Source organism: Vibrio sp. Hal054, assembly GCF_037162405.1.
In the GTDB taxonomy this organism is placed as follows: domain Bacteria; phylum Pseudomonadota; class Gammaproteobacteria; order Enterobacterales; family Vibrionaceae; genus Vibrio; species Vibrio diazotrophicus.
In genome coordinates, this window is the sequence record NZ_JARLUT010000001.1 from 2,325,202 (window position 1) to 2,339,566 (window position 14,365).

The following is a 14,365-nucleotide window of genomic DNA, read 5'->3' on the forward strand; positions in this document are numbered from 1 at the left end:
CTCCATTATCGCCCTAATGAAATTAATCCAACAGGTTCTAAATCTAACTCAAATACCCAAGTCAAAGTGAACCCATATGGCAACCTGAGAGCATTTGAGTTAATAGACAAGAAGCATCCTTCATGGGCTGGAGCTCCTTCATATTTCTCTTTTACTCGTCCTGACTTCCACCAACCTCGGATAATATCTGAGTTACTTATTCCGGTTAATCTCATAAAGTGAGTGGTTGGTATAGCTGGTGTAAAACTACCAAAGTAAGCAGGTAAAGCTTCAACATTAACACAGGTATCAATCAGGCTAGTGCTGTCTGGTGAAGGCTTATTTGTTGATAAGAAGCGCCCAGAAGGAAGAGGAAGGTTTTCTGGGCTATCTGTTATGTATGCCGTCAGTCGAACTAGTCTCAGTTCATCTTCGAACCAAACTCTTTCACAATAGTCTAAATAAATACTATCTCCATGCACCGGTTTTAGTTTCTGAGAGTTAATCCAATTTTTAGCGTGCGACTCGAAATTTGTGATTCTCAGATTTTCTATGCGAGTTGGATTGTACTTTCGGAATATAGCTTCAATATGTTTAGATACTGATTCATCTGCAACATTCTGTAATGCGACTTGAAGTGCGTAACAAACCTTATCAGACCAGCGATTTGGTTGCTTTGCATTTCCATAATGACCTTCTGCCAATAGCTGTTCTAACTCTAAGCTATCTTCGATTGATAATGGAGAGCATACTTCTTGCAATATTGACTCTGCCTTATTCACTACACTAGTTTTTGTTAAGCCCAGTTTCTCTAATTTAGTCCATTGGGCTTGATTACTTTCAGCCCATGTAGGCAATCTGGCATTATCCTCTGCGCTTATATCATTTACGCTATTGAATCGAGCCGTCAATACATCCAAAGCATCTTCAGCAGATTCCGAGCCTTTCACAGCAGCTTGCCTAGCAAGTTGCACCAAAGCTGAATATCTACCGACATGCATGCAGTTATGTTTTATGAATTTAAAATCAATTGCTTGAGCTAAAGCTTCCCAAGCATTCTGGGTTGTAGATGTTTTTTCAAGGACACCACAAATTAAGTCTGGGTGAACCCCACTATCCATCGAAAAAGCTCTCGTTCCAAAAAGCTGAACGAAATCTGGGTAGCTTCTTGATAGCCACATTAGCATTTCTGATGCTTTTTCTCGCCTTAGCCAGGTTGGATGCTCGATAGCATGAAGAATAAGCTTAGTCAGGCAATAAGATAAATCACCCTCATTATCTAGAAGCGTATAACTATCTATTTCTTCTAAACTCCCGACCATCAAGCTAGTGTGTTCATTTGCTAGCTTTAAGAGTTGAACTTGCTCTTCATATGGGCACTGAATAGCTAACCATGTTATTAAACTTTCTGCGATTCGCCAGATCTCAGTGTAACGTTTATCTACAATTAAAGGTGAAAGCAGCTTAACTAAATCAGAAACAGAGCTGTCAGTTTGTAAAAGTAGTGACTTTCCTTGCTCAACAACCGACGAAGAGCCAAACCATAAAGACCATCCACCATCTTGAATAGCATTCATTGCTGAGATTACTTCTTTTTTAGCTTCTGAGTAATTTCTGCGGCGCAAGTATCTGGATGCATTAGACAAGGCTACATTGGCCTCTTCAATCGAACAGTTAGAACCAAAAGTTCCTGGTAAAGGAATCGTGTCTACTTCTTTTGTTTCAGCTTCCCGACTTTCTGATTTTGAATCTTTATGTAATGGAGAGTCAGATGAATCTACATCTGGTTGAATGGTGTAATCTGGGAATCTTATTGCAAATGTTTCTATGAGATGTTCATCTAAGTAGGATGTTACTGATGCTACAAACTCTGAACGGTCTTTTAAGTTATTAAATTCAGACTCACATATAATCTCTATCCGATCAAGAGCCAGATCCAGAGAAGTTCTATCGTTTGCTATTTTGTCAATTAGTAGGCTATACGCTCGTGTGAAGCGGTCTATATGGCGAGAGTCACCAAACTGGAAACACTCCAATAGAGCCCAACAGAGCTGCCAATCAGCCTGCGGAATAAGAGGGGTAATAAGAGATAGAATCGAATCTTGCTCATCCAAAGCAGTTCCAGGGAAACGAGTACCTTTTAAAGCTGAAACGCGATCTATATCTCCTCGAGTCACATCTTGATACATCTGCTCAAGGGTACCGTAGGTTTGGCGGATAAAGTAATTTACAGCACTACTAAAGGCTCCTCTTTGGCACAAAGCTCCGATGAAATCTCGCTTAGCATAACGAACAAAACGTTGGAAAGTCATTTCTCCACCCGCAGCATCTAATAGTCCTGCTATTTGGTTAAGAACTTCTGATTCAACGGTGGATGCTTTGTTAATAGACTCCAGCACAGTAATGCTTAAGCCAAGCTGATCTTCCTTGTACCAACTCGGCCCCATTGAGAATGATAAAACTAGCTGATAAGTTTTCTGAGCTTCATCCGAGGCATCTAATCTGGCATAAAGTGGAACTAAACCCAACAACTCTGGCACAAGCTCATATCTATTTTCAAGGTTTGAACTAACATAGTTTTTCCAACGTTGCAGCAATAGAAATGCTTGATCTTCCACCTCTACGTCTATTGACTGACCAACAACAATTGTTAGAACTTGCTTAAGAATGCGTCTAAAACCTTCTGAGTAGAGGCCACATTGTGAGTTAAATTGCTCATCGATAAAACTTAGTAAGTCACAAATTTTATGAGGGTATAACTCAGCGGTTAAGTTTGTAATTGATTGATATAAATGGGGAACAATACTCTCTGGCAAACCATAGGCATCTTCCCATTGGACACGTTGTACTAGGCTGAATCTTAAGTGGTTTAAAACATCTTGCGATAGGATCTTCCATACAATATCTAACCCTATTGTGTCCTCATTTTCTTTGAACCGCCTTGCGGCACCATCACACCAAGCTATGGTTCTACATATTGATTCGATTCCATTTAACCATGTACTTGCAGATAAAGTGACTAGGGTTGGATAGGTAAAGTCAGGATCAACAAACGCTTTAAACCTCCATGCAGCTATACCGTTTTCAAGTTCTAATAAATCAATAGAAACATTGTCCTCAGCAATAAACGAGATAGGTAAAGGTGCTTCACTAGGATCTTCTCCTAATGCCAGTACAATATTTCTAGGCGCACCTAGAGATATATAGCAATCGATCATACTCGGGTGTATGCTCGTTTCCTCTTCCCAAGCTTCTGAAATCAAGGTCTCAATATCGGAAAAGACTTGACCGATTAAGGCACTATCATGAATTACATCGTATCTCTTACATAGTGCTTGATAAAGTGGGACTATAAATACGATTGGTTCTGCTAGTTCACTTAAAGGGCCAGAGTAAAACTCTCGAAGTTGAGAAATAGACATATATCTACTGATCAAGCACATTGATGCGGCTTGGAAGTAAGCAGTCATTTGGGAGCGAAGATGCTTGCTTGCTTTTTTATCGACTGCAGTCTTATCGATCACTTTCATCCAATAATATTGGAAGTTAGCAAGTGTTTTTTGAGCTCTAACATCACCAGCCAGAAGTTTTAAAAGATATTGTTGCGTTTGAAGGTCATAAAAATCTAGGAATTCGCTATAAGAAAGTCCATTTTTGCTAGACACCTGTTCAAGGGCTTCTGTTAAGTATCTTTCCACAACGTTCAACAACTCTAGAGCGTCCATATGACTGCCAGCGTCAATGAGCTCCAATGCAACGACTAGAGCTTCATCTAGTGGTATAATTAGCTGCCCATATCGAGTTACGTGCTGTAGAACTTCCTGCTTTTTCCCAATAGAGATCAAAGCATTCGCTGTTAAATCAGCAGATTGAGCAAATAGTGTGTTGTACCGGAATTGAATTCTTTGGCAAAGTAGAAGGATTCGAACTGTTTCAACTAAACTACCTAGCTCAGTTGCTACTTTTAAAACACCTTTAAGATCTTCTAGGAGAGTATCGGGCTCAACCCCTTGATAAACGCAATTGTCAACCCAACCTTGAGTACACAAAGCTACCACGCGTGCTTTGTCTGACTCTTCTGCTTTGAGTCCATGGTAGATTAAGTTGAGCAAGCAGTACTTTTTTTGACTTGTTTTTCACAGTAGTCAGCTAGTCGTGATTGAACGTCACGTTCCCGTAATGCTGTCTTCTCAAGTAAAAACTCAGAAAAAGAAGAGTGATAAATTTTCGTTTCATTCGGATCTAATAGTAAGTGCTGTATTCTTCCAAGAGTGCCAACCAATATGCTCTGTTCATTTGGGGTCAAAATGTTAGTGAACTGGTCGATGGGAATCCCCCAACGTAAACGAGCAGCTATTGCTAGTAAATTTACAGCATCATTATCTTCCTTAAGTTTCAGCCACAGCAAGTCATAGTATTTTCGAATACTTCCATCAATTAACGGTAAATCTTTTAGTTCATCATTGCTCGTACCTGAGTTTACGAGGTCGATTAAATAGCGAAGGTATAATGGGTGGCCCTGGGCTCGTTCGCAGATCAAGTTTACAGTTTTTGAATTAGCATACCCCACGGTAAGAGCACTGTAGCAAAACTCTTTAACAGTACTGTCTATAAGAGAGGGCATAGAAATACATGCTTCACCTGCAAGCCTGTTACCTAGTCGAGTTGCAAATTGCTCATAGCTAGGTGCAGAGAGAACAATCACAAACCCTGTAGGCAACACCATAGGTAATAGCCCCATGAACTTGTTAAGAGTTTCTGCGTCTTGACGCTCTACTTCATCCAGACCATCAACGAACAATATCCCTTTTACGTTTCTTGAGGAGTAAGCTTCACTGAGTTTTTTAAAGAGTTGCTCTGTCTTAGCTATTAACTCTGGATAATCACAAGTTTCTTCGCGTCCAGGTGTACCACTAATGAACATTGAAACTTGCATGTTTAACCAGTTGAAAAACTCTTGTGGTTGAGCTAATTGGGTCGCGTTTTTGGAGCTTTTGGGAGGAGTAAAGCTATATGTACCAAAGTGTTCTAAAGAAGAGTTTGTCGGGATGTATGTTTCACAAAATGTTGACTTACCTATGCCATGGGCTCCATTGATAAAGAGGTAGCTGTTGTCTTGAGCCAAAGCAAGTTTATCAAATTGTTCATTAAATGACTTTCTAGAGGCCAATTCTTGATGCTTAAAACCGTCGTCATTAGATTCGACACTGATTCCACAGCTGCCCAAAAAGTTGCGCAAACTAGATATAGAAACAACACCAATGGTTTTTTCAACTGAAACCCTAATAACACCGACACAAGCCCCATTACTGACAACAGCAGCTCCAGAAAGTCCTTGATAGTCATTTAAAGACAATGGTTCATCTATACTGATCTCTATATCAGAGCCTAATTTAGGGGTTTTGAACGTTTGGTTAATGATTCCTTCCAAACGGTGGCCCATAGTCAGTTTACTTACAGGCCACCCATAAGAATAGAAGCGACTCCCCTCTATAGGTAATAAACTACTGAGGTTTATCGGGGATATATTACTTTCAGCTTCCAATTCCAATACAGCTATGTCTAAGTTTGTGTCATGAGCACGAATACTAGCTTTCAATACAGAAGGGGTAGAGTCTGGGTTAAAAATAACACTGATGTCTGCATCATTATCTAGTGCGTCGCTCACACAGTGGCCAGCAGTTAATACGAAGTTTGATGTGATTAGTGCCCCACTACCTGACTCATTACCGCATTCAATTTTACAAGTAGCCACTTTCATTTCTGTATCTAGCATGAATATTCCTTGGTAATCGTTATCCAGTCAGTAGCATTTTCTTCTACAACAAAAGTAGCTCCTGTAGCTGTTTGGAATTCTTTAATCTCTCTGGATTCTTTAGTTGAGTAGTTAAAATATAGAGTTCGTGTAAAACTTGCCTGCCTATCAACTATCGCGCGAAGAAGCTCAATATCAGGATGGTTGTGTTTGCTGCCGTCTGAGGAAATGAAGTATCTTGGAGCATCCACAACGCTAAGCAATTCCGGGCTAGTGTTGTAGTTACTACCATGATGAGATATTTTGATTGCATCAAACATCATGGATTCCCCTAGATCTTCCATCTTACGAAGTTCTCTTAAAATATCCTCTGCAAATGCATCTGCAAGCATTAGCAATCGAATACCATTTAGTTCGATAATAGTTGCAATAGAACTTCCATTTGCGGTTGAGTTATCTGGTTTGTATACGTCTGCAAGGCTTTTTGTACGTCCTGCAGAGATAAGCTGCTTTTTGGTTGTTTGACTGTCAGTTTTATGCTCAAAGCTGAGTTCAAAAGCATCGTCGATGGCTTGACTTGAGCCTATAGAGCCAATAAGACCAAGACGCCTTAAATCTCGCTTCCATAACTTAACTAGGTTCTCTAGTCGCTCTCTCGAGGGTGCCAACACCTTTACGAAACCATCTCTGAATCGCTTCTCTCGTACAGAATCAGTACATATGCTCTGAGTTCCATCACTTTCGTTCCAAACGTACTCCCCATCATTAAGCAAAGCTGCTACTGTTGAGCCCTGCCGAGCGCTGATTTCGTTAAAGCCTGATGTTGGATTAAGCTCTTTGGGGTGGCCTCGCTTGTTAATTGCATCAATCACTTCAAGGTCTTGATGTGATAGCCCTACCTCTTTTTTTACAGAGGTCAGACTACGAAGGCTGTTGTGCCAAAAATCTTTGATAGAAATTATATTATTTGATCTTGAATCACCGTTTAATGCCAGAAAGCGAATTACTCCACCAATGTGATCAGCGTCAATATGAGTTACGATAGCTAAATCTAAACATGCTTCTCTAGTTGCGAGTTCTTCAAGATCTTTTTGTATGTATGTATTAAAAGTTCTGGCATATCCACCATCTATAAGGATGTTAGTTTTGTCGGTACTTAGCAGAAAAGCATCGCCATTTTGAGCAGGGTACATTTTGATTCGCACGTTACATCCTTAGTGCTGTAGTTGTGTATAAAAGTCTAACAAGTAGCTAGGCAAATAGTTTCTATAGTGTTCATTTTACGTAACTTACGGTTTTTCTTCTAACTATTTGTAAGGGCAATAAAAAGCTTAATGATTTGCAGTGAATTTAGTTGGAGTGTAGTGGATGAGTAATTTTGGACACCTGATTAGAGGTTTGCTATACCTCAAGTAATCCGTTAAATACTAATTTAGCAATATATAGCCCAACGCTGAGCTAGCAACTGTGGCTAGCTCGGTTCTGCCCCAAACCTTTCTAGTTACATATTCTTTTCAACTGTTGGTAAACTGGTTTTGCTATACTAAAATTTACTTGGGAGCAAATATAACTGATAGTCATAACATCTAAAGGGGGATTATTTTGACTCTAGATAAAAGCAGAAGAGATAGCGAAGATATAGATGTTGAAGGTGCTATCAAACGTATGCGAGCTCATTCAAGAAATACCAGATCATCATTTGGTAAACATCTTAAAGTTAAAGCGCCCAAGTCTGCATATGGACGCTTTGCTGGGCCAACAAAAACATAAAAGGGGTATTTTTAACCATGTAATCTGTTTAGTCGCCCGTAACTTCGTATTCACTAGCGTTTTATTGGCTCAATGTCGCAGTTTAGCTTCACATCAATATATTTAAGCAAAACAGAGAGCATTTCTTAGACAAAATATCTATTAGGCTTGTTAAATCAAATTCTTATACTTCTTTTCTCGAATGATGTCCCATCTGCATAGACCTAATCCATTTGATCCGACATTACCCCACATTGATATATGGGCATGTTGTTTCCTTACTTTAAAATAGAATTTTATATGATCCGACATTAGATAACATTGATGTGATAGATTCCATAGCTGCAATTATTGATAATAAAGTCATAAATTTCATAGTGTTAAACAATTTGCAAATGTAGAAAGTCTCTTATCCCAGAGTACGTCATTGCGAATGACTATTTATGATCTACTCAAAACTAAAATTCAAATTGGTATTAGTGCCTGGTTCATAACTAGCCGAATCATGTATTACAAATCGATGACTAAATTTATTTCTTTGATTTTAAAGAAAAAATAAGTTGACAGCACCCTGTCTTTGTATAACTACTATCATTGTAATCCGTGTCATTTTAAAAAAACTTAGGATCAATAGCATTGGATTAAGATTAATAATCGATGAGCAGATAATTAAAACATAGATTCAGTCTTCAGCACTAGGGTATGGCTTATATCTATATCTGTTAGAGGCTATAAGCACTTCTGACAACATTATTCAATCGACCCCGACCCCATTGAGCCTAGCGAATAAGAGGCTTATTTCTATCCATCTACATGTTTGCTTCAGACTAGCATGTAATGCCCCAAAGCGTCTTTCACTGTTATTACGTTGCTTGCGAAACGCATTTTGTGAAACGTAAGTTGCGTAATAAACTCAAAACTGCCCCATTGTTGGTTAGTGTAAAAAATCATACATATCCTATTAACACGTACTTGCCCTACAAAAAGTTATCTGAATTACACACACCTACATCAACTGTTAGATGAGTCGTTGTAGCTTAGTTAGTGCTTAACACTGTCAGAGAGCGTTACAGATCGTTTTTGTCTTTTGTGTGATTGAGTTGTGTAGACCGGATTGTTTTAACAGAATAGAGTTGCATAAAACACACAAAGAGATACATCAGTGCCACTACAAACTTTTCAAGACACACTAGAACAGCTAGAAGCAGGGGAACAGCCATCAATACTACTCGCGAATGGTTTTTCTAGGGCATGGAACAACAGAACCTTTAACTATGAAAACTTGTTCGATGAAGCCAACTTTAGAGATAGCGACCGTGAGCTGAGAGAAGTGTTTGACCGTTTCGATACTTTTGATTTTGAAAAAGTGATGCATGCGCTGCAATCAGCAGAGCAAGTCTGTGAAACTTATGGTGTAAACAGGGGCATCATCGAACAGATTCAAGATGACCAAGAACAGTTAAAAGACTCGCTAATAGAGGTGATAGCTAATACTCACCCTCATCGACCTGGCTTGGTTACTGATGATAGATTCACCTCAACGAGAAGATTTCTTACCTGCTTTTCTAATATTTTCTCTCTCAATTACGACCTGCTTTTGTATTGGGCTGTAAATAAGTGGAATTTACCTCCATTTAGACCAGACCGATGGTGTGGTATGAAAGATGGTTTTAATGGAAATGAATGGCAACAGCGCACTCAAAACTTACACTTTCTGCATGGTGGCCTCCATTTATACAATAATGACCATGGTATTTATAAACGAGTCTACGACCAAGAGGATTGGGATGCGATCGTTGATCAAGTAAGACGATGGCTAGATGCAGGCGAATTTCCCCTGTTTGTATCTGAGCCCACTTATCAAAAGAAGCTCGAGAAAATTAAACATAACCCATATCTAAATGCTTGCTATCAAGCGTTAGGTGACCTCCGAGGTACACTCTACATTCATGGTCATTCAATAGCAGAGAATGACCGCCATATATTCGACCAGATTAATCGAAGCAGAGTGAACAAGGTTTTCATCAGTATCTTTGGTGATGAAAATCAAGAATGGAACCGAGAGGCAATGGCGAATGCAAATAGATTTCTTGTCCGTGGTATAGACATAGAATTCTATGATGCAGCAACAGCACCTATTTGGCAGTAGTAAATAAACTAGTGCCTATGAACTGGGTTGGTTTGGACTCAGGCTTTCAGTTCCCAAATTTTTATACAATCAGATCGTACAGGTAGGTCTATCTCGCTTATGCCCCATTGTGAGTTACGGTGTCTGTTTTACAGCATGAGTAATTCTAATCTTAAAATGTGAATGCAGTTTATTTTCAACCATGTCGAATAATCAGGTCTTCTGGTATTGTGGTTCCTTTGATTGTTAATCATTTTTTGAGCTGAGAATGGCTGTTTACGGGTTGTTTTTATACGAAAATGTCCATCCCCCTCTGTAAATAATCACTTTGATAGGAACACATATGGAAAAGCACATTCCATTAAACAGGCAGTTTTCACCGGTTCCCCAAACTCAAGAAGATGCGGAAAAAGACGAAATTTCTTTTAGTTGGGGGTATGGTAAACCTAATACATGGGATGATTTAGACTGTGAGTTTCGTTGTGTTATTTTAGCTGAGGCAGGAGCAGGAAAGACTGAGGAGTTTCGACAACGTGCAAGGATACTTCAGGCCCAAGAGAAACCAGCCTTTTTCATTCGTATCGAAGACATAGATAGAGATTTTTATGAAGCTTTCGAAGTTGGTGAGGAAAGCCAATTTGAGTTATGGCTGAATTCTACCAATGAGGCATGGTTCTTCTTAGACTCCGTCGATGAAGCAAGGCTCGCAAGCCCGAGAGCCTTCGAAAAAGCTATTCGTCAATTTGCGAAAGGTATAAAGAAAGGTGCGCACAGAGCGCATATATATATTTCTAGTCGTCCTTATAGCTGGCGACCTAAAGAAGATCGAAGGCTACTGGATGAGTGGCTCTTTCTTCCATCTTCATCGGAAGTAGATAAAGTCGACGAAAATGAGGCAGTCAAAACGCAGAGTTCACTCAAAGTTTATACTCTGCGTCACTTGGATAAAGAGAGAATTCGTCGCTTTTGTGTAACTCGCTCAGCAAAAGATATTGACCGTTTAATCGATGAAATTGCGCGAACCAACCTTTGGAGTCTAGCGGAACGGCCATTTGATCTTGACGGTATTCTAGCAAAGTGGACAGAGGGAAGTGAATTAGGTGGTCGCCTAGATCTTCTTCGCTATAACATCATTAAACGGCTTAGTGATGAGCATAACGTTGATCGTGCCCAGCTTCAGCCTATTAATGCAGAGAAGTTAAGAGAAGGAGCACAACGATTGGCTGCGGCCGTTGTACTTACTGGCCAAGCTGGCATCAATGTTCCCGATTCAGCACCTGTCAAACCAGGTATCAATGCAGAAACCGTCCTTTTCGATTGGGATCCAAGTGAAGTCAGTGCGTTGCTGGAACGTGGAATCTTTAATGACGTTATATACGGAGCTGTACGCTTTAGACACAGAGATGTGCGCGAACTACTTGCGGCTGAGTGGTTTGATAGGCTATTGAAGCTCGGTAATAGTCGCTATTCAATCGAAACTTTGTTTTTCCGCGAGCAGTACGGTGAGAAAATTATTACTCCGCTGCTACGTCCGATTTTGCCATGGCTTATTTTGTTTGATTCGGAAATTAGACTCAAAGCACTAAATATTAACCCCGATATTGCCGTTGAGGGTGGCGACCCATCAAAATTACCACTTCATGAAAGAGCGAATATTCTAGCAGATATTGTCCAGCGAATTTCTTCGAATAAAGATGGCCACTCAGCTCGAGACAATAGTGCTATTGCTAGGATTGCTAACACTGACCTTTCTGAAAATACACTACAGCTTATTGAAAGATACGGCGATAACGACGATGTAATCTTCTTCCTTGGCAGGTTGGTATGGCAAGGTGAAATGTCTTCCTGTGTTTCCTCTTTGGTTCACATTGCAGAAAATAGTTCGCGAGATATCTACGCAAGAATTGCTTCAACACGTGCAGTGATGACTTGTGGTTCATTCGAGCAAAAACAAAATCTATGGCTAAAACTAAATGAAAATGATGCTCAGATTCCAAGAGAATTGCTTTTAGAGTTGGTAGAGGAAGCTGACACCAACAGTCATAGTATTGAGCAGTTGCTAATATCGCTGGGTAAATTACCGTCTTATGAACGGTTTAAAAACAGTGCTCTGCGTGGTGCGCTTCACTCTTTTGTAGAGCAAATGTGCCTAGAATCGATCCCTAAACTAGTTGAGGGCTTAGACTCTTATCTAGAAAGACGGCCATTTGTTGAACGCAGGGAATGCCACGTTTCAGAAGAGTATGCATGGTTGCTAGATATCGCTATGCATGCGATAGAAAGATTGATTAAAGCACGCCACAATGCAGCTCTCGGGAATATATCTCAATCTATTTTGTTGAAAGTTCCAGCTCTACGTTTTTGGCGAGGGGATGATTGCACGGAGCATAAGGACGAATTGAAGACGCTTGTGCCTAGTTGGCCCGAGCTTAATGATTCGCTCTATTGGAACAGTATCCAACATGCTCGAAATATTGAGATTTCAAATTCAGACAAAAAGGTAACGGATGATTGGGCTGTTTCATGGCTTGGTCATTTTTGGCATTTTGATACAGCTAGTCTCCCAAGACTTCTCAATTACATGCACACCTGTTCTTTGGAAGATGATAGGCTGGTTGCGCTCAGTACCGCCTTTCGAGTCTACTTGCAAACTGACAGATCAGAAAGCATTCTCGCTATATTAAGAGTTGCTGTGGCTGATGAACATGTTTTACGAGAGTGTTTGAACACATTGCTCAAACCGCCTGTATCAAAAGAGATGCAAAGATTTGAAGAAAAAGAAGCCGAGCGTCAGCGTAAACTTACTGAGAAAAAAGAGCAAGAAAAGCTAGAGAGAGAAAAATGGATAGCAGAATTACGAGCAAACCCAGAAAGAATTTATAATTCTCCGAACCTTGAGCCAGGTGAATATTCTTGGGATCACTACTGGCTAATGGAGGAGCTACAAGATCTTAGCGAGGGAACTGGCCGTTGGGGTTACACTGGTTGGCAGGCATTGATACCTGAATTTGGTGAGGCTGTTGCTCAGGGGTATCGTAAAGCTGCTATCAAACATTGGTCGCAATACAAACCACCACTGCGTTCAGAGGGGGGCGAAGTAAACAATACACCATACTCTCTTATTTTTGCGATGGCTGGATTGGAGATTGATGCCGCTGAATCTGTTCATTTCCCCATGAATCTAAGCGAAGAAAACGTTCGACATGCATTACGCTATATTTTTTGGGAACTTAACGGTTTTCCCACATGGTTCGAACTGATGCATAAAGCCTTTCCACCATTGGTTGAAGAAGTGGTTATTAAAGAGTTGGTTTGGGAGCTCGAAAAGACAGAATCGACTAGGGTATTACATAATTTAACATATCATGCACCTTGGCTACACCCCTATATAGCTTCTGTTATTCTCAACTGGATTGACATTAACCCTGGTCACCGTAGTTCTATCAGAGAGTACTGTCTGAAAATTTTAGTCAATGGAGAGATAGAACCTGAGAAACTGTCAGCTCTGGCTATCAAGCAACTTTCTAATACGAGCAATCCAGATGACATATCTTGGTGGTATGCACTCCGTGTAGATTGTTACCCAGAGAAAGGCATCTTAGAAGTTGAACAATGGTTATCAGAACTAGATGACTATACAGCAAAGCGTGCAGCGCAGATTTTTATCACAGCATTGATGGGGGAGCGACGTTCGCGTTATAGAAACCCCAATATTGGTTGTTTCCGTACAGCAGAACATTTGAAATCACTTTATTCCCTGATGCATAACTACATTAAAGTGGAAGATGACATCGACCGAACGAGTGGGAAAGTGTTCTCTCCAGAGCTACGGGATGATGCACAAGATGCACGTGATAGACTGTTTAACCTTCTATCAGAAATACCAGGTAAAGAAAGTTATACAGCAATCAAGCAGCTAATCCATGATCACCCTAATCCAGATTATCGCCCTTGGATGGCAAAGCAAGCGTATAAGCATGCTGAAAAAGACGGTGATCTCGAACCTTGGTCTGAGCAGCAAGTAAGAGAGTTCGCCAAGTCGCAAAGTATTGATCCGACAACGCATCGTCAGCTTTTTGATTTGGCTGTCCATCGGCTGCATGAGTTGAAGAACTGGTTAGAGCGAGGTAATGATAGTCCTTGGCTTACTTGGCAGCGTGCAGAGGGGGAAACAGAGATGCGAACGTTAATCGCAGGTTGGTTAAGACAGCGTTGTGACAACAAGTATACAATCGCAGAAGAGCCTGAACTTGCAAATGGCCAACGTATGGATATCTGGCTTCACAATACCAATGTCCACTCACCTGTACCTATCGAATTGAAACTACTAGATAAAAAGTGGAGCGGTTCCGATCTTTGTGAGCGACTACGCAATCAGTTGGCGGGAGATTACCTTCGAGAAGAAAGTGCCGGATGTGGCGTTTTTCTACTGGCCTCACAGAACGTGACCAAAAAATGGTTGATTAATGGGAGTCGAGTCGGATTGGATGAACTCTCTGCTGCACTTAAATGTTACTGGTTGGAGATTTCACATGAATATTCAGGCGTAGATGCAATCGATGTGATAGTAATCGATTTGGCGAAGAGGGAACTGTTCTCTGATAAATAGACGAAATCACTTTCGCTCAAGCAAATTATAGTTACTTTTCTTTATGCAAATCGACAGAGTTGGAGCTAAAACTCCAACTCACTTCTGTCCAGAGGTGTGCTAAAGCTAATCGTGGCAAACACACCTTTGCCCCAAACCTTTCTAG

General features: G+C 40.4%; 6 protein-coding genes. 3 read left to right on the forward strand and 3 right to left on the reverse strand.

Annotation, left to right across the window (positions count from 1 at the left end; translation table 11 throughout):
* Positions 1–5: 5 nt before the first annotated feature.
* Genes P4S58_RS10735 through avs1a form a run of 3 tightly spaced genes read right to left on the reverse strand, consistent with a single transcriptional unit; the run spans position 6 to position 6,939 of the window.
* Entirely contained in the window at positions 6–4,091 is a 4,086-nt protein-coding gene (locus P4S58_RS10735; RefSeq protein ID WP_337163957.1) for a hypothetical protein, read from the reverse strand.
* Positions 4,079–5,755, reverse strand: coding sequence for a S1 family peptidase (locus P4S58_RS10740; RefSeq protein WP_337163959.1), 1,677 nt, complete (start codon positions 5,753–5,755; stop codon positions 4,079–4,081). Before P4S58_RS10740 ends, P4S58_RS10735 begins: the two co-directional genes overlap by 13 nt.
* Complete coding sequence (avs1a, locus tag P4S58_RS10745; RefSeq protein WP_337163960.1) at positions 5,749–6,939, reverse strand: AVAST type 1 anti-phage system MBL fold metallo-hydrolase Avs1a; 1,191 nt, start codon at positions 6,937–6,939, stop codon at positions 5,749–5,751. The genes P4S58_RS10740 and avs1a overlap by 7 nt, the downstream gene beginning before the upstream one ends.
* Before the next feature lie 397 nt (positions 6,940–7,336).
* Here avs1a and P4S58_RS10750 point away from each other — a divergent pair, with 397 nt between their 5' ends.
* From P4S58_RS10750 to P4S58_RS10760, 3 genes are all read left to right on the forward strand, one after another.
* Entirely contained in the window at positions 7,337–7,504 is a 168-nt protein-coding gene (locus P4S58_RS10750) for a hypothetical protein (protein ID WP_337163961.1), read from the forward strand.
* Positions 7,505–8,645: 1,141 nt separating this feature from the next.
* On the forward strand, positions 8,646–9,632 hold the full coding sequence (locus P4S58_RS10755; protein ID WP_337163962.1) for a DUF4917 family protein: 987 nt from the start codon (positions 8,646–8,648) through the stop codon (positions 9,630–9,632).
* A gap of 322 nt (positions 9,633–9,954) precedes the next feature.
* Positions 9,955–14,220: a hypothetical protein gene (locus tag P4S58_RS10760; protein WP_337163963.1), complete on the forward strand. Its 4,266-nt coding sequence runs from the start codon at positions 9,955–9,957 to the stop codon at positions 14,218–14,220.
* The last annotated feature ends 145 nt before the right edge of the window (positions 14,221–14,365 follow it).